Annotated in this window: 18 protein-coding genes and 1 pseudogene; 8 read left to right on the top strand and 11 right to left on the bottom strand. The window is 33.7% G+C overall.

Going from position 1 to position 16,526, the window contains the following annotated elements; genetic code table 11:
- Positions 1 to 5: 5 nt before the first annotated feature.
- Genes ABD682_RS13810 through ABD682_RS13780 form a run of 7 tightly spaced genes read right to left on the bottom strand, consistent with a single transcriptional unit; the run spans position 6 to position 4,600 of the window.
- Positions 6 to 449, bottom strand: coding sequence for a molybdenum cofactor biosynthesis protein MoaE (locus tag ABD682_RS13810; RefSeq protein WP_344742150.1), 444 nt, complete (start codon positions 447 to 449; stop codon positions 6 to 8).
- Complete coding sequence (gene moeB / locus ABD682_RS13805) at positions 439 to 1,524, bottom strand: molybdopterin-synthase adenylyltransferase MoeB (protein WP_344742148.1); 1,086 nt, start codon at positions 1,522 to 1,524, stop codon at positions 439 to 441. Before moeB ends, ABD682_RS13810 begins: the two co-directional genes overlap by 11 nt.
- Before the next feature lie 6 nt (positions 1,525 to 1,530).
- Complete coding sequence (locus ABD682_RS13800) at positions 1,531 to 1,764, bottom strand: MoaD/ThiS family protein (RefSeq protein WP_344742147.1); 234 nt, start codon at positions 1,762 to 1,764, stop codon at positions 1,531 to 1,533.
- Positions 1,755 to 2,330, bottom strand: coding sequence for a molybdenum cofactor guanylyltransferase (gene mobA / locus ABD682_RS13795; RefSeq protein ID WP_344742146.1), 576 nt, complete (start codon positions 2,328 to 2,330; stop codon positions 1,755 to 1,757). The genes ABD682_RS13800 and mobA overlap by 10 nt, the downstream gene beginning before the upstream one ends.
- Position 2,331: 1 nt before the next feature.
- Positions 2,332 to 3,072 carry a sulfite exporter TauE/SafE family protein gene (locus ABD682_RS13790; RefSeq protein ID WP_344742145.1) on the bottom strand — a complete coding sequence of 247 codons (741 nt, stop codon included), beginning with the start codon at positions 3,070 to 3,072 and terminating at the stop codon, positions 2,332 to 2,334.
- Positions 3,073 to 3,082: 10 nt separating this feature from the next.
- Positions 3,083 to 3,421, bottom strand: a complete 339-nt coding sequence (locus tag ABD682_RS13785; RefSeq protein ID WP_344742143.1) for a winged helix-turn-helix domain-containing protein — start codon at positions 3,419 to 3,421, stop codon at positions 3,083 to 3,085.
- The gene (locus ABD682_RS13780) at positions 3,422 to 4,600 is read right to left on the bottom strand and encodes a molybdopterin molybdotransferase MoeA (RefSeq protein ID WP_344742142.1); all 1,179 of its coding nucleotides are present in this window, start codon (positions 4,598 to 4,600) and stop codon (positions 3,422 to 3,424) included. It abuts the gene before it with no gap.
- A 180-nt stretch (positions 4,601 to 4,780) separates the two neighbouring features.
- Here ABD682_RS13780 and ABD682_RS13775 point away from each other — a divergent pair.
- Positions 4,781 to 5,620 (top strand): annotated as a pseudogene (locus ABD682_RS13775) (YifB family Mg chelatase-like AAA ATPase); the annotation flags it as partial.
- Positions 5,621 to 5,692: 72 nt separating this feature from the next.
- Positions 5,693 to 7,327 carry a recombinase family protein gene (locus tag ABD682_RS13770; RefSeq protein WP_344742140.1) on the top strand — a complete coding sequence of 545 codons (1,635 nt, stop codon included), beginning with the start codon at positions 5,693 to 5,695 and terminating at the stop codon, positions 7,325 to 7,327.
- Positions 7,328 to 7,363: 36 nt separating this feature from the next.
- On the opposite strand, the gene ABD682_RS13765 is transcribed toward ABD682_RS13770, so the two are convergent.
- The 4 genes from ABD682_RS13765 to ABD682_RS13750 all read right to left on the bottom strand — a co-directional run bounded on the left by ABD682_RS13765 (position 7,364) and on the right by ABD682_RS13750 (position 10,322).
- Positions 7,364 to 7,639, bottom strand: a complete 276-nt coding sequence (locus ABD682_RS13765) for a MarR family transcriptional regulator (protein WP_344742138.1) — start codon at positions 7,637 to 7,639, stop codon at positions 7,364 to 7,366.
- A complete protein-coding gene (locus ABD682_RS13760) occupies positions 7,623 to 8,843 on the bottom strand; it encodes a BT4734/BF3469 family protein (protein ID WP_344742137.1) in 1,221 nt (406 codons plus the stop codon). Before ABD682_RS13760 ends, ABD682_RS13765 begins: the two co-directional genes overlap by 17 nt.
- A gap of 213 nt (positions 8,844 to 9,056) precedes the next feature.
- Positions 9,057 to 9,329, bottom strand: a complete 273-nt coding sequence (locus tag ABD682_RS13755) for a hypothetical protein (protein WP_344742136.1) — start codon at positions 9,327 to 9,329, stop codon at positions 9,057 to 9,059.
- A gap of 222 nt (positions 9,330 to 9,551) precedes the next feature.
- Positions 9,552 to 10,322 (bottom strand): DUF5131 family protein, encoded by a 771-nt coding sequence (locus tag ABD682_RS13750; RefSeq protein WP_344742135.1) that lies wholly within the window; start codon positions 10,320 to 10,322, stop codon positions 9,552 to 9,554.
- Between the two features lie 305 nt (positions 10,323 to 10,627).
- On the opposite strand from ABD682_RS13750, the gene ABD682_RS13745 reads away from it, so the two are divergent.
- From ABD682_RS13745 to ABD682_RS13720, 6 genes are all read left to right on the top strand, one after another.
- Complete coding sequence (locus tag ABD682_RS13745) at positions 10,628 to 11,815, top strand: tyrosine-type recombinase/integrase (protein WP_344742134.1); 1,188 nt, start codon at positions 10,628 to 10,630, stop codon at positions 11,813 to 11,815.
- A 171-nt stretch (positions 11,816 to 11,986) separates the two neighbouring features.
- Positions 11,987 to 12,844: a DUF6090 family protein gene (locus ABD682_RS13740; RefSeq protein WP_344742133.1), complete on the top strand. Its 858-nt coding sequence runs from the start codon at positions 11,987 to 11,989 to the stop codon at positions 12,842 to 12,844.
- A 29-nt stretch (positions 12,845 to 12,873) separates the two neighbouring features.
- Positions 12,874 to 13,260, top strand: a complete 387-nt coding sequence (locus ABD682_RS13735) for a mannose-1-phosphate guanylyltransferase (protein ID WP_344742132.1) — start codon at positions 12,874 to 12,876, stop codon at positions 13,258 to 13,260.
- A gap of 203 nt (positions 13,261 to 13,463) precedes the next feature.
- On the top strand, positions 13,464 to 13,802 hold the full coding sequence (locus ABD682_RS13730; protein WP_344742130.1) for a hypothetical protein: 339 nt from the start codon (positions 13,464 to 13,466) through the stop codon (positions 13,800 to 13,802).
- 471 nt (positions 13,803 to 14,273) lie between these two features.
- The gene (locus ABD682_RS13725; protein ID WP_344742129.1) at positions 14,274 to 15,101 is read left to right on the top strand and encodes a toxin-antitoxin system YwqK family antitoxin; all 828 of its coding nucleotides are present in this window, start codon (positions 14,274 to 14,276) and stop codon (positions 15,099 to 15,101) included.
- Between the two features lie 161 nt (positions 15,102 to 15,262).
- Entirely contained in the window at positions 15,263 to 16,420 is a 1,158-nt protein-coding gene (locus tag ABD682_RS13720; protein WP_344742128.1) for a hypothetical protein, read from the top strand.
- Positions 16,421 to 16,526 lie beyond the last annotated feature (106 nt).

Raw genomic sequence — 16,526 nt, 5'->3', positions numbered from 1 at the left:
TTTAATTACGAATTAACTTTCCACTGATGGGTTTGATCTTCAAAAATCTCCTTTCCAAATACCGGAACCTCTGCTTTTATTGCTTCAACAACAAAGCTTAAAGCGTCAAAAACTGCTTTTCGATGTGGTGCTGAAACAAAAACAAAAAGGCAAATTTCACCGGCCTTTACAGTTCCTAAGCTATGATAAATATGCATGCAGGTAAGATCAAATTTATCAAAAGCTGCTTCACGAATTTCGTGGCATTTGGCATTTGCCATGTCTTCATAAGCTGTATATTCTATAGCGGCTACTTGTTTACCATCGATCTCATCAGCACGCACCTGACCCAGAAAGATGTTATGAGCACCAATCTCGGTTTTACTTTGGTGTTTGTGTATGGATTCACCTATAAAGGCAGGACTTATAGCACCTTCTCTAAAAACGTTTTTTACTTTTTTATCTGACATAAGATTGTTTTTTTAATATTTTCTGAATTTCTCCGGCATTTTCTTTAAGCGCGTAACAATTTTGAAACCCCATGATTTTTAGCAGCCTGACCGCAGCAAGACTGCGAACACCCGATTGGCAAAACACCAGTGTTTTTTTCGATGTATCCAGGGTGTTAGCTTTTGATTCTATTTCGTTTAATGGTATTTGAATAACCTCAGAATTTTCAATTTTAGGTAATTCATTTGGATTTCTGACATCTAAAAATTGTAATGCTTCTGAAAAATCGAGGTTTTCAATACTGGTTCTAATATCATCCGTTTCACAGGAAAGGTTGATGCTTTTGGAGCGAAACGAATCAGCTTCATCCAAAATCTTTTGAATTACAGAATTATTCCGAGTGATCTTCAAATGATGCAAATTTCCGTTTAAAGCATGGTAACAAAGAAGCTTTCCTGAGAGTAATTCGCCTAAATTCAAGATCAGTTTTAATACTTCGTTAGCCTGCATCGTGCCAATAATACCCGGAAGAACACCCAAAACACCAATGGAATCACAATTGGGAACTTCATAGGTTTTCGGAGGTTCAGGAAATAAACACCGGTAGGAGGGACCTTCATTATAATTGAAAACGGAAACCTGACCTTCGAACTTGTATATGGCGCCATAAACCAGAGGCTTGTTTGTTATAACGCAAGCATCATTCACGAGATATCGGGTATCGAAATTATCTGATCCATCAACGATAATATCATAATCTTTAAATAATTTCAGGGCATTCTTATAGGTTAAGGCTTCCGGATAGGCTTGGATAGAAATACTGTCATTAAGATCCTCCAAACGCGCCCTGGCAGCTACCGCTTTATTTTGCCCTAAACTTGATGAACCAAATAATATCTGGCGTTGCAGATTGTGGATTTCAACAGTATCAAAATCAATAATCCCTAAAGTACCAACACCTGCAGCAGCTAAATATTGAAGTACAGGGCAACCTAGTCCGCCGGCACCAATAACCAGTACTTTGGCATTCGAGATCTTCTTTTGCCCTTCCGGACCAATTTCAGATAAAATGATATGTCTGTTGTATCTATTCATGATATGTTATCCACCGGCAAAGGGTGGTAATAAAGCTATTTCTGAGCCATTAAGCGGTGTTTCTAAAGGCACCAATTCCTGGTCTTGAGCTACTTTAAAGGATATATCGGCCAACTGTGGATATATACCATAAAGTTCCTCCACAAGATCGTATATAAGACTTCCGGAGACATCCAGTGTTTCTTCAGTGCATTCGGTAATTTCTGTTATTTGTCCGAAAAATTTAATTGTTATGACCATGATCTTATTTGGTTTAATTCAGCTCGGGTATTAATATTCGTCAAAGCTTTGGACGCTTCTCCGAGGGTCAATAATTTCATTTTGCATGTTTTTAAAGCATTCAATAGTCGGCGTTCGCCGGAATCAAAAGCCGTTTTAAATTTATGAGCGCAACTTGATTTGTACAACCCTATAAGCGGCATGATCTGATCATTTTGTTTAAACATGATGCCGTCAAATGAAGCTTCAAAATTGGTAATCAAAGATTTTAAAACAAGACTATTTATCAAAGGAACATCGCAACTTAGAACTAAAACATATTTTGTCTGAGATGCCAAAAAACCTGAAAATAAACCAACTAAAGGTCCCTCATTTTTTATGGGGTCTTCTATTCGGCGAAAGCCAAAAATATCATAATCCGGATTATTAGAACTAATAATAATCTCGGATACCAGCGGGTCGACAGCTGTGATAATGTACTCCATAAACGTGGTATCATTTAGCTTCACAAAACCCTTGTCTTCTCCCATCCGGGAACTTTTTCCTCCGGCTAAAATGAGTCCTGTTATGTTTTCTTTTAAGATCATGCTATGTGAAAAATAATTTGAAACTTGCCAGTACCAGCACGAAAGCCAGAATATATCTCAGGTTTTTATTGTTGATCTTTTTACTACCCAAATAACCGCCTAAAGTTCCACCAATCAAAGCAATGGCAACCAAGATAAAAGATTCCTTTTCCAATCTCACGCCACTACTCACCTGACCGATTAAGCCTGCGGCAGAATTCACCCAAATAAAAAGTGCTGAAACCGCAGCAGCTTCCTTCATTTTACCCCAGTGAAGTATTAAAATGATAGGTGTTAAAATGATCCCACCACCAATACCAATAAGCCCGGAGAAAAACCCGATAGCACCGCCAACAATGAGCCCCTGCCATATTTTTACCTTTCGGATATATGATTTTTCCTTTCCGAAAACGTTCAACATTTTTAAAATAGCGAATACCAGTAAAACGGCTAAGGTCTTTTTGTAAATGCTTGCATCTAATGCTACAGTTCCGCCTAAAAAAGCCAAAGGTATGGAGGCGACTGCAAATGAGAGGAATAATCTTTTATTAAAAAAACCACCTCTGTAGTAATAGTAAAAGGAAATGGCAGCTACAAATAAATTAAGAAGCAATGCGGTTGGTTTCATGGTATCCGGGGCAAAAGAAAATAAGGCCATAAGAGCCAAATACCCACTGGCACCACCGTGACCCACACTGGAATATAAAAAAGCGACGATTGGTAGAAGCACTAAAAAGAGCGTAATGTGTTCGTTGTTTAACATATTATATGAACTAAAGATTCTCTATTTTTTCTAATTGCTGATCCAAAAATTCCCAACAATTTTTATTGATATCTTCGAAGGTTGCCACCAGTACTTTTCCGTAAGCTGTTAATTGCGTACCACCACCATTTTTTCCACCAACACTGTTTATGGTAACCGGTTTTTTGGCAGATTTATTTACGGCATCTAATAAATGCCAGGCTTTCTTGTAAGAAATTCCCAGAGATTTTGCGGCTTTGGATAAAGAGCCTGTATTTTGGATTTCCTTCAATAATTGAACACGGCCTTCACCCAATAAAACTTTATTGTCTGTTTCTATCCAAATGCGACTTTTAATTTTATAATCCATTTAAATCGGTAATAAGATGGTTTCCAGAGTATTTCCGGGTTGTATATTCGTGGTAGCTTCGTCGGCAAACACCAAAGCATTAGCCAGGGCAAACGTGTGTAACATGGATGAATTCTGACCTTCCAAAATTTCTACCTTACCTTCATAAAAAATAGCCTTTAAAAATTGGGGTCGGTCTCCTTTTTTAACAAATACCTTGCTTAATTTCGCCTGAACCCGGTTTAGTTCCACAGGTGTTCTTCCCATCATGTTCTGCAAGGCTATGTAAACATAAATGTAAAAACACGTTAGTGAAGCCGCAGGGTTTCCGGGTAAAGCAAATACACGCGTGTTATTTCGCATTCCGAAAAATAAAGGTTTCCCCGGCTTTTGTTTCACCTTGTAAAAGATTTCCTTAACCTGAATTTCATGCAATGCCTTACCAACAAAATCATAATCGCCCACAGAAATACCTCCGGTAATGATTACCAGATCGTTATTTGAAACAGCGGTGTCTAAAAGGGTTTTGGTTTTCTCGTAATCATCTTCTACCTTGAATACTGAAACGTCATCATAACCAAGTGCCTTAAGTGCTTCCGTAAGCATGGTGGAATTACTTTCGTAGATCTTGCCGTAGGTTAGTGGTTCCTGAGGACTTACCAATTCATTTCCTGTCGTGATTATTGCAATTTTTGGTCTATCATAAACCGAAACTTCAGTAATTCCAAGAGAACTTAAAAAACCAATGGCGGCCGGTGTTAGTAATGTGCCTTTTTCCAGTGCAATAGCTCCTTTTTTAACCTGTTCTCCCTGAGGTCTAATATTGGTGCCTTGCGAGATCGATTCCGTAAGTTTTATAATATTCTTTTCTTTCTGGACTTTTTCCTGCATCATAACAGCATTAGCAGAATCCGGAACCGGAGCACCGGTAAAAATGCGCACAGCTTCACCACTTTTAAGCTTGGGTGCCGCTTCATCTCCTGCTTTAATTTCTCCCAGGAGTTTATATTCCAGACTATCGTGAAGATTCAAAGCATAACCATCCATCGCCGATTGCCTAAATGGCGGCATATCGATCTTACTGTAGATGGTTTCAGCCAAAGTTAAACCGCCTGAATTATGGATCGATTTCTTTACTTTATTTAAATGTGGCTGGGTATTTTCTTTAACCTTGTTTTTAGCTTCTTCAATAGAGATCATGAATCTTGCGTTATGTATAAACAAATATAACGATAACAAATTAATTTTTTCATAACCCTAATTGCGATTTTTGGATAAATCCGATAAACGTCCCAACTTTTAATTCTTCTTCAGGAAGTTTTTGGACTTCCCTGATGAATTCAAATCCAATTTTCTAAATTGAGGTCATAAACTTAACCTATGCTAAAAAAAGTCTTTGGTAGCGCCGTTTTTGGCGTGGATGCCACAACCATTACCGTTGAAGTAAATGTCGATTCGGGAATTGGATATCATCTTGTGGGATTACCGGATAATGCCATTAAAGAGAGTAATTACCGGATTGCTGCAGCACTTCAAAATAATGGCTATAAAATACCCGGAAAAAAAATTACGATCAATATGGCTCCGGCTGATCTTCGAAAGGAGGGAAGTGCTTATGATCTGACTTTGGCTATAGGGATTTTAAGTAGCTCCAAACAAATTCAAGCGGATGATCTCGAAGATTATGTAATTATGGGCGAATTGTCTTTAGATGGTAGCTTACAACCCATTAAAGGGGCATTGCCCATTGCCATTCAGGCTAAAGCCGAAGGTTTCAAACATTTTATTCTACCGATACAAAATGCGAAAGAAGCGGCTATTGTAGATGGCTTAGAGGTTTTTGGAGTTGAAAACATTAAACAGGTTATTCATCATTTTAATGGCGATGTCACACTGGAAGCGACCCATATTGATGCCAAAAAAGAGTTTGAAAAAAACCTGGAATTCCCGGAATTTGATTTTGCTGATGTCAAAGGTCAGGAAGGTATCAAACGCTGTATGGAGATTGCTGCAGCCGGCGGACATAATATCATTTTGATAGGTCCGCCCGGTGCCGGGAAGACCATGCTAGCCAAGCGCTTACCAAGTATATTGCCACCGATGACTCTTGAAGAAGCTCTGGAAACCACTAAGATTCATTCCGTTGTGGGACGTGTTAAAAATACGGGTCTATTGGCGCAGCGACCGTTTCGAAGTCCTCATCACACGATTAGCGATGTGAATAAGCGTAATGTGTGGATAAAATTAAATTGTGTAAATTTACTGGAGCATTAATAAATTAAATATAAAGAAATGATTGGAATTTATGTAAGGTTGAGTGTTGATGATGAAGATTCAAATTCTATTGAAAATCAAATTTCAGAGGGTAAAAAATATGCACGCTTAAATGATTTTGATGATTCAGAAGTCAAAATTTATAATGAAGGTGTGGGAATTAAGGGTTCAACACCAATTGAAAAAAGACCTGCATTAAAAGATTTAATGGTTGATGTAAAATCTGGTTTAATTAATATTATCTGGACAAGAAAACAATCTAGACTTTCACGAAAATTAAGAATGTTTAATAATATTCTTGAAGAATTAATTGAATATGATGTAAAATTATATATGGGTGATAGAGGGCTCCTTGATTTGAAATCACCAATGACGAAAATGATGCTTCAAATAATGGCAGCATTTGATGAATATGGACCAAACCAACAATCATTTGAGACCAAAAAATCTTTAATGAATAATGCCGAAGCTGGAAAAGTGTGGGGTGTTATTCCTTATGGTTATAGTTCAAATGAAATGTATCCAATCATAGTTAAATCAGAAGCAAAAGTTGTTAGAAGAATATTTAATGAATTTCTTGATGGTAAAAGTCCATATGCTATTGCAAATGGGTTAAATAAAGATAATATACCTACCAAATACAATAAATATACTGATAAGCATGCTTTAAAAATCTCAAATAAATACACCAAAGAAGTCAAAGAAGTGCCCAGAAATTCAATCAGATGGGCCGAAAAAACCATTGTAGGAATATTACAAAATTCTTGGTATGCTGGAACTAGAATTTACGGTGGTAAGGAAATAAGTATAGAACCAATTATTGATGAATTCTTATTTGAAAAAGTTCAAACAGCTAAAAAGTTAAGAGGAGGTAAAAGAACTAGTACACCTAAATATAACTACTTATTAAAAGGGTTAATCAGGTGCGGTAAATGTGGTAGAAATTATTACGGTCGACGCAGACCAGATAAAAGTGATAATTATTATCTGTGTTCTGGAACGAGAAAAGCACGTACCAAATGTGGTAACAAGGGTATAAATATTCCTGCGTTGGAATCATTTTTAATAAAATATCTATTTAAACAGAAAGGTTTATTAGATATTTTAGAAAAAATAGAAGCTAATAATGAAGTGTTAAATGATGTAGAAAATGAAATAAAATCTATTGAAAATGAAATAAATACAACTTCTAGTAGAATTAAAAAATATGCCAAATTATTGGGAGATGAACTTATAGATGATGAACTTGTATTAACTGAATATACCAATTCACAAAAGAAGCTTAAAAATCTAAATGTAATACTTTCAAAATTAAATAATCAAAAAAAATCAATTACTAATTCTACTGCTCTTCGTAATTATGAGGGCCAATTGTCTAAGGTCAAACATAAGACGGATTTTAAAACTTATCAAACAGCCGTAAATAGTATAATTGAAAATATAATTATCTATTCAAGAGATAACGGTAGTTTCAGATTACATATATATTTTAAAGGTCTCTATGAAGTTCTAATGGTTACAACAAGACAACCATATGACATTTGGAATTTAGTACTAAAATTGAAATATAACGCCAAAGGAGAGCTTATTGAAGAAATGGCATATGCATTTCCCATTGAATTATACCCATCAGATATTTTTGAATTTAAATAAATTATTAAATAATAAAAAACAATAATAACTTAAGTTTCAATCTTTAAAGTTATCTCCCTCTGTGGTAAGATTAGTCTTTCTCCAGGCTCTTCCATATTCCGTGCTGATGTATCCTTTTTCAACCATTTCATCTAGTGCCACTCTAACCTTACTTCTAGATAAACCAAGCTCTTTGCCAATTTCCCCACAAGTTTTGTCGTAGCCATCAGTGAACCTCATCACAATAGGAGATTCGTTAATAATTAAACCAATAATCAATTTTTGTATTGGTGTCAATTCCTTTGATTTTAATAATTTATCTGGTAATATCATGTTTTTGGTTTTTATGGTATTTCTTATTTAATAATTGAATTTCAGACTTGTAAAGCGGATAATATTTTTCAATTGTTTTTTTATTCATTTCAGTTGCAGTAGCAAGTGACTTTTGCGTGATTTTCCCATCCGTTTCGAAGTTCCATTCCTCAATAGCTTTCTCAATCTTTTGTTTGCTATTCTTTACTCTGTCAGCGTTAATTGCCGTCATTGTAAGACTTCTTTTTTCCTTTAATGGTATATCGTAGTCTTCATTATAAATAAATCTTCTAGAGGCGTTTATAATCGGTTTTAAATCCTCTAATTCAACATTCATGATAGACCTTATCATACCGTTTATTTCACTTGATTGTAATGGTTCAATGCACTTATCTTTATTTATTTTGTGCATTATCCTTGATAGGTAATCACATTCCATGAATGGATTTAACGCTCTTATTTGATAGGCAATACTTGAGAGTATATTGTTTCGTGAACCATTCTCAATTACTTTAAAAGGAATCTTGACTTTGCTGAAGTTTATCTTTTCTTTAAAATCATATAAGACTTCACCATCAAAATCTATTTTGGGTAATAGCATATCAAGATTATCATACCTAATATCCTTATTAGAATTTTCCCCCAGTACAGTAGGTATAATGGTTTTTTTAATTTTATCACTGTAATGGGGGTAATTTAAATTATTAGATTTACAGGTCCAATATTCTGAATTATCATTTATATAGATATCAGGGTCATACGACAATATATTTAATTGGTTCCTTTTTTTAGCTTTTTTATCGCTCGTCACTCCCAATTCCTCTGAAAGTTTATCATAAGTGTAAAAAAAGTTATTTGGGTTTAGGTTTTTAACCTTAACAAGTGCTCCTCTTCCCTTTCCAGATAATGATATCCATGAAGCGTATAAAAGCGTATGGCTGAGGTTTATCTCTGTTTGACCGTCAATATCAATATAAATAAAACCTGTACTATCAATGATATTTTCATCCCATCGGTATTTGTTAAATGTGAAATTTAGAGTATAACATGGTAATTTATTTATTTTTATTTTGGAATAACTCGCCTTATCAAAATATAAATCTCTGGCCTTTTTAATGTAATTTAAGTTATCATCTCCATTTTGGATTTTGTTCAGATACTCTTGGATGCTGATTGACCCAAGCACCTTACTTGAATTGGTAGCGCATTTAAAATAATTAATCATTGTTTCTTATTAAATTGTAGAATGCTGATTCAAATAGTACTTTACTTTATTTTAAACTATTTATTATAGAGTTCGCATTCTCATATCTTGTCCAGATTGCTCTAACAATCTGACTCGCAAACAAGACCTTATATGGTCTATTGACCAGAGAAAGGGTGGTATTTAAAGCAAGTGAATATCACCCTTCCTTTATTTCTGATATGGCTAAACTCATTATAATTCAACCACATGTTCTTCGAACAGTTTTTTCATCCTATTATAGACCGTGTATCTGCCGTTTTTAACGCTGTTATATCGCTTCTCAGAGGTCTTTGGAAGTTTATATATTATATTAGTCCAATGTTTTTTAAGCCTCTCAAAAGCGGTGTTTTGGTCCTTATATTCGTTAAGAAAATATAATAGGACAAAGGCATCTCTTCGTTGCCTATAGGTTAGATTTTCATAAGGGGTGTTTAAACCCCATTTTTCGTTTTTATCGTATTCCATAACATGTATTTTTATTAATAAATATCAAGAAGAAATAAAAAGTCACATATTTAATGTACCGAATCGAAATGAGTAATCTCAAATTGAAATTCAAATACAATTTATTGCGCTAATTATTTTTTAATATTTGATAAAAATGAGTCCTTTTATTTTCTAAAAAATGGACCCAATGGGTTGGAACATAATATTTTCACCAACACCATTGAGTTACCATTACTAAAACTAATTCGGGAATTCCCGAACTTTTAATGAATCTGGGAATTCATCGATATTTTTACCGTGTCTATCACGTAAATTGAGTTCATTGTGCAATTGGGTTCCTAATTGCTTTACGAATACGGCCACCTTTGACATTAGACATACGTCTATCAAATATTCCAACCATTCCACACGACATGGACGATAACGGTATTTTCCATTATCATTCCCACTCTCCCCGCCGAGAATAGCCCAATGGAAATGATTGGTTAATAAGCTATGATAATCGGCCAATTCTAACTGTTCCAAAAGGGGTTCAAATGATATAAACCTAATTTTGGCAGGCACTCGAGACAGGGTGTCCATTCTATGCCTAGTAGCATTGTTTTCAACCGTTATTCCCAACCAAACATTATCATAGCCATCGCCCCAATCATCAGGTAAACATTCCATAATCCTTTCAGGACGTTTGGTTAAAATCTGGTAGGTTAGATGTGGGGTATTTCGGATTATTTCCCAAGCTTCGCCTCGCCATTGGTCCGCATCTTCAATAAAGAAATCCGACCATGAACAAGTAAAAACCCTTAGTGGCTGAATTATCTTATACGGATACTTGAATTTGGTTTTGGACTTAACAACCAATTTTGCGTTTTGACCATACTTCATCTTATCACGGTACATATAGCAAAATTTGCACCCATCGGATATTTTGTGGCATCCATGCCAAGGATTCCAGGTCACGTCTGTCCATTCTATCAACGAACCCTGAATTCCATTCTCATAATTTTTAATCATAAAAAAAAATTTATAGTCCTTTTGTTATATGCATAGGTCGAACCAATCCTATACGTATATAAATATCCACCAGAAACAAAAAAGTCACATACTAACATGACTTTTCTTATATTTGTTTGATTTACAGATAAATAAAACCTAAAAAATTTTTATTTTGACATAATTTGCTTTAGGTTTGACCGTCATAGGTCTAGCCCATTCGAATTATCAATCCACAGTTTGGTATCACATCTGCAATGTGTTGAATAGAATAAATTGAAAGAAATTAACTACAAGATATAAGCCTAAATAAATGCCCCATAATCATGACAAATACCCCTAAACCAGAAGTCGCTATCAAAAGAGAATTGGTTGGAAATCGAGATAACCTAAAAATGTACTTCAGGTATAATGATAAGTTATTAACTATTATACGGACCATAGGAAAGTTTAAATGGAGTCCGAAGATGAGGTGTTGGTATGGACCCTTTTCTCCTGAGAATCTGAAAGCAGTTAGAGTGGCCTTTCAAGAAGTTGCCACACTAATTGAAGATGTTTCGATTTATAACGCTCCGATTCCTAACCAATACAGAGATAAACCTGAGGTTTCGGATGTGCAAAACGAGAGGATACAAGCCTATGAGAAATATTTAATTGGTAAGAGGTATAGTAAAAGTACAGTATTAACTTATACAAGCTTTATAGCTGATTTTCTGAGGTACCTCGGTGATAAATCTATCAGGGATATAAGCAACCGTGATGTTGAGGTGTTTATTGAGAATGTATTTATTCCTAGGAAGTATAGTATCAGCACTCAAAGACAATTTATTAGTGCCATGAAACTTTTTTCCGATTTACATCCTGATTGCAAAATTGATAAATTGAAATTGGACAGGCCTAAAAAATCCAAACAACTTCCAACTGTACTCTCTCAACAGGAAATATTGGAAATCCTAAGGTGTACCAAAAATCTCAAGCACCGAGCCATTTTGGCACTTATTTATTCGTGTGGTTTAAGGGTAGGAGAGCTTATCAACTTGGAGCTAAGACATATTGATATACAAAGAATGCAATTGGTTATTCGAAATAGCAAAGGTAGAAAGGATAGATATGTTAAAATGGCTGAGAGTTTAATTCCACTAATACGAAATTACATTCAGACCTATCAACCAGTCAAATATTTTGTTGAGGGAAAACCCAGTGAAAAGTATTCTGCAAATAGCATTCGGAGTTTTTTGAAGAAGTCATTAAAACTTGCCAAAATTCAAAAGAATGTTACCCCACATTCGCTTAGGCACAGTTACGCAACACATCTATTGGAAAACGGCACCGATATAAGGCTCATACAAACGCTTTTGGGCCACAGTAAACCAGAAACGACCATGATATATACACATGTTTCCCAAAGCTCCCTAGAAGCTGTAAATAACCCTCTGGACGTGGCTGTAAGGAAGTTTTTGGTTAAAGATAAGGGTAATGATACTTTAAGTATCGGTCCTTCAACTGAGAAATGATATGCTTTAAACAAAAAAATCCCATGAAATCAATTTATTGGTAGATTCGAGGTATTTTAGTTGAAGGATAAAAACTACAATAATTGTTGTTTTTGGGTGAAATTGTCGGGATAAAAACATATATTGTGCACATATAACGAGTTGTGCTTCATTATCAGAAACCACTAACCAATGATAAAATTCTTTCGAAAAATTAGACAAAACTTACTTGCAGAAGGGAAAACTGGAAAGTATTTAAAATATGCCGTTGGAGAAATTATCCTGGTTGTAATCGGAATTTTAATTGCGCTGCAGATTAATAACTGGAATGAAACAAGAAAGGAAAATAACTTAAAGCAAAACTATTATCATCAAATCCTTGAGGATTTAAAAGTTGATAAGAGCGATGCTGAATCTATGATTAGCAGAATAGACTCATCATTGACTATATTTAATAATTATTCTGAAACCTTTAAAGAACCCAATTTAACTTTCAATCAAACTTTTCAAAATGTTCTGAAGAATATGACCGTGTCATTACTTTTTCAATTTAAATCAACTACCTCTGAATCTCTTATCAGTAGTGGAGAAATAAAATTATTAGATTCTGAAATTCGTCATAATACAATAAGCTATCATAGGAAAAAAGAACGTTTGGTGTCTGTATATGCTACTAACCAAAGCCATATGGCTAATGTTATTGAAGAAGTGGCAATGGATGGTGGAGTTCTAATTCCAATGCTTCATAATCAGGCACAATTAGCTACAGTTCTCAATATGGAGAAACGATACCCGGAAATATTCCTCAAAATAGACGCTTATCTTAGATTGAAAAACGATAACGAAAAAAAGCTAATCAAAAGTTTAAAAGAGCTAATTGCAGAAATTGACATTATTACTGAAATAATAAATAACAAACTAAAAAATAACGAAAGCACAACAATGGCTATAAGTAATTGCTTGTTCTCGCCTACTTCTGAAAATCCTCGCGGATTTTCAGTTTGGTGTGTACTTGCAAAGTTAAGTGCTAACCCACGCAACTACTCATAGCCTGAACGTTGTAGCACATTTGAGGAACAATGAAACCTGAATTAAGATATATCGAATTAAAAAGCGGATTTGAAAATACTGGACCTGCTTGGATTGGAATGGCGGAATTCTCAAAATCTGGTCGAACTGTGTATTTTAATGGAAGAGCTCTTAAAAATTCAAAGGCACAAGGAATTACTGGAAATTATTACGATATCGAAAACGGAGACGAATATTGGATATCTGGAATTAAGAAAAATGGAACTGACCGACATTGGGTTGGTGGCGGAAAAATAATGATTGACCGAAATGTTGTCGACCTTTATTTGAGTAAAGTCAATTTTGACATTTTGGACAAAAACCGATTTGTATTAACCGACATAAAACCTACCGACAAACAAAAATTTGAGGAATTGGAAAACGAGAAAATGGATTAAAAAAAACGTGCTACAACAACGTGTAAAATTCATTGCTTGGTTCTTGCCTTTCCGGAAAATCCTGCGGATTTTCCTACGGTTCGGTTTTATTTGCTAATTTGGCTACCTAAACACGCAACAAATCTTACACGAAACGTTGTAAAACATTTCCACCGAAATTGAGAGTATATTTTAAATGTCCGAATTGTAACCACGAAAACCGATTGAAAACAGATTCTTGTACTCGGATTGAATTCGCAATGGAAAATGGAAAAATCAGGAAAACTAACTGTGAAAAATGTCATCAGGAATCTACTATAATCGTAAATAAATTTTACGCAAAGGAATCTAAATTTATTTCTGTACTTGCTGGAATCATCTTTTTTGTAGGGACTTTTGTTGGATTATATTTTCTGAAGCAGATAATTTCGGAAATGAAAACAGTGATTGGAATTCTTGCAGTAGCAAGCGGACTATTGATTCCAATATCAATATATGGAGTATTTAATAAAGAGGATAGGAATAGAGTAAAATCCTTTAATCAAACTTACGTAAGTGAATAAAATAATTGTTGGATGAAATTTGATAAACTGTTTTTTAGCCGATGTTCAATTTTTTTAAGCTTGGTTGGAATAATTATTGGCTTATACATTCAATACCATTTATCACTAAGATACGAAACTACAACGGGCAAATCTAGAGCCTTATATACACTCAATCAATTAGCTTATTTAAAATTTACTTTTTTTGGCTTTGGAGCCTTAATCCTATCTATTATTTCAGCTTTTAAAAAAATAAAAAAACGAACTTTTTTCCTAAGTTTAAGTCTGTCGTTAATTTCAATTTTGATTTATATATCCGATTTATGGCGACTTATGATATGATAAAATAACGTTTTACAACAGCGTATAAAATTCATTGCTAAGTTTTTGCCTATCCGGAAAATCCTGCGGATTTTCCTACGGTTGGTTTTTATTTGCTAAATTGGTTACCTAATCACGCAACAAATCTTATACGAAACGTTGTGGTTAATTATGAAAAAACTGACATACATATTAATTTCAATACTACTTTGGAATTGTAAATCCGAGAAAAAAGAAATTTTTCAGGAATACAATGGACAATTAGTGAAAGTCGAATTTGATGATTCAAGAGCAGATTCAACATTTACTGGGTATGGTGGAGAACATTATCCAAATGGAAATTTAAAATCTTTGTCATATATAAAAAATGGAATTATAGCCGACACATTGTTTTACTATTACGAAAATGGAAAAATAAAAGAAAAAGGATTAGTTAAAGACAATATGGTTTATGGATGGTGGAGCTACAATGATGAGAATGGAAAATTGACTAAAAAAATAGAATGGTTTCACTTACGAGATAGCACTTATAAAAATCAAGAAATTCATTTTGACTCAAATGGTAAGATAAAAATTCCAGCCAGTACATTCTTCGAATTACAAATTCCCGATACCATACAAATCGGAAAAAATATGGCACGAATAAATAATTATGTAAGTAATGTAAACGATTTAGATACGAGATATTTGAGTGTCATAATTGAAAATTACTACCCTGATTCTGGAAAAAAAACAGATACCTTTCCAACTTTAACTGACAATTCTAATGATATATTTTTTGGAATTTATGGAGATAAAATAGGAAAGAAAATTATCGAGGGTAAAATTGAAGAAAAGACTTTGAAAACTGACACAATCAATTCAGATTCACTTTCATTAACTATCTCTGACCGATACAGGTATTTTAAAAAAGAAGTATATGTTTCTGACAATGGCAAAAAATCTGAATTAAGCAAAAAATTAAGAGCTAAATTTAAAGAAGCAACACAAAATAACTAACCACAACATCGGCTATAAGTAATTGCTTGTTATCGCTTATCCTGAAAATTCCTGCGGAATTTTCAGCTTTTTGTATACTTGTAAAGTTAAAACCTAAAACACGCAACTACTCATAGCCACGAACGTTAGGGCAAATTTGCCAAAAAACCCAAAATTGAACTATGAAAGAAAAATTTGTCCTTTTAATTACCTTCTTAATATTCGGACTAAATACTTCATTTGCGCAGAAATATAGAACAATTGAAAAACTTGAGTTTGAGAATTATGAACTTAAAGTTATATTTTTTGACCCTTACGAAAATTTAGTTTCAGAAAATCCTGAATTCAAAAATCTTGACTCTCTAAAACAAGGAGAAATTTGGAATAAATATTTACTTAACAATGTCATTTATGATTTTCAATTAATTCAAAAAAAGAAAATTGTTAAACATTATATTTTAAGAGGAAATTCATCGAAAGACATTTACCCAAAAGATTTAACTAGAAATAATGTCTTTTTATTAGATATAGTAAATCATAAAAAGAACATTAATTTTTATAGATTATCAGACTATTCAAAAATGATTGATAAAACAATCGATAAGTTCAGTTTTTATGGAACACTATTCGAGAATATGGAACTACTGAAAGATAACGATGGAAAATTAGGTAAAAACCTCTTTGGTAGATTTAGATTAAAAATCCCTTATTCCACAATCCAGAATAATGTAATGACTTTAATAGGTTTTGACTTATTTGGAGAAATAGAAACTGAATGGATAGCAAATAACACAGAAGAATTTAAAAACTCATTTTTCGATTATCAAGAAAAAGTCGACCAATATTTCAAAATCGAAAGAATTAAAAAAACGTATGTAAGAACTTATGACCAAAATGGAGAAATTCAAAATGAATATCCAAGGTTAAATACAGATGAGGATATCAAATCCTATATTGGAAAAATGAATAGAATTGGAGATGTAGTTTCTTTACCGTTTTTCAAATCAACTGACAAAGTAATTTTAATCGAAAAGGATAGTTTATACTCAAAATATAAAGTTGAGACTAAAAACAATAAACCGATTGATAAGTATTTAGAAAATATTGTCGTCTTAAAAAATTCAGATGGAGAAATCGAGAATATTACAGCAACTCTTTTAATTCACGGTTCATCGATTGACAGAGGAGATTATGTTGAGAGAGAAAATTATATTGCATATTTCAAGACTTTTAAGGATTTGAGACTACCTTATAAAATTCTGTTTTCGCCATTAACTGACAAACAATTTGAAAAACCACGAATTGAAATTGAATTAGATTATTTGTTCCATAGAAAATAAAAAACTTGCCCTAACACCGTGTATAATTAATGGCTAGTCCTCGCCTACTTACGAAAATCCTCGCGGATTTTCTATTCGGTTTTTATTTGCTAAATTAGGTACTTAA

The sequence above is a fragment of the Gaetbulibacter aestuarii genome (assembly GCF_039537665.1).
Taxonomy (GTDB): Bacteria; Bacteroidota; Bacteroidia; order Flavobacteriales; family Flavobacteriaceae; genus Gaetbulibacter_A; species Gaetbulibacter_A aestuarii.
This window is presented reverse-complemented; position numbering and strand designations above follow the sequence as displayed.

Coding starts and splice junctions, on each gene's coding strand:
- ABD682_RS13750 (WP_344742135.1), bottom strand. CDS start 10,322: ATGATTAAAAATTATGAGAATGGAATTCAGGGTTCGTTGATAGAATGG.
- ABD682_RS13735 (WP_344742132.1), top strand. CDS start 12,874: ATGAAACCTGAATTAAGATATATCGAATTAAAAAGCGGATTTGAAAAT.
- ABD682_RS13810 (WP_344742150.1), bottom strand. CDS start 449: ATGTCAGATAAAAAAGTAAAAAACGTTTTTAGAGAAGGTGCTATAAGT.
- ABD682_RS13800 (WP_344742147.1), bottom strand. CDS start 1,764: ATGGTCATAACAATTAAATTTTTCGGACAAATAACAGAAATTACCGAA.
- ABD682_RS13745 (WP_344742134.1), top strand. CDS start 10,628: ATGACAAATACCCCTAAACCAGAAGTCGCTATCAAAAGAGAATTGGTT.
- ABD682_RS13720 (WP_344742128.1), top strand. CDS start 15,263: ATGAAAGAAAAATTTGTCCTTTTAATTACCTTCTTAATATTCGGACTA.
- mobA (WP_344742146.1), bottom strand. CDS start 2,330: ATGATCTTAAAAGAAAACATAACAGGACTCATTTTAGCCGGAGGAAAA.
- ABD682_RS13790 (WP_344742145.1), bottom strand. CDS start 3,072: ATGTTAAACAACGAACACATTACGCTCTTTTTAGTGCTTCTACCAATC.
- ABD682_RS13780 (WP_344742142.1), bottom strand. CDS start 4,600: ATGATCTCTATTGAAGAAGCTAAAAACAAGGTTAAAGAAAATACCCAG.
- ABD682_RS13770 (WP_344742140.1), top strand. CDS start 5,693: ATGATTGGAATTTATGTAAGGTTGAGTGTTGATGATGAAGATTCAAAT.
- ABD682_RS13740 (WP_344742133.1), top strand. CDS start 11,987: ATGATAAAATTCTTTCGAAAAATTAGACAAAACTTACTTGCAGAAGGG.
- ABD682_RS13725 (WP_344742129.1), top strand. CDS start 14,274: ATGAAAAAACTGACATACATATTAATTTCAATACTACTTTGGAATTGT.
- ABD682_RS13755 (WP_344742136.1), bottom strand. CDS start 9,329: ATGGAATACGATAAAAACGAAAAATGGGGTTTAAACACCCCTTATGAA.
- moeB (WP_344742148.1), bottom strand. CDS start 1,524: ATGAATAGATACAACAGACATATCATTTTATCTGAAATTGGTCCGGAA.
- ABD682_RS13760 (WP_344742137.1), bottom strand. CDS start 8,843: ATGATTAATTATTTTAAATGCGCTACCAATTCAAGTAAGGTGCTTGGG.
- ABD682_RS13765 (WP_344742138.1), bottom strand. CDS start 7,639: ATGATATTACCAGATAAATTATTAAAATCAAAGGAATTGACACCAATA.
- ABD682_RS13785 (WP_344742143.1), bottom strand. CDS start 3,421: ATGGATTATAAAATTAAAAGTCGCATTTGGATAGAAACAGACAATAAA.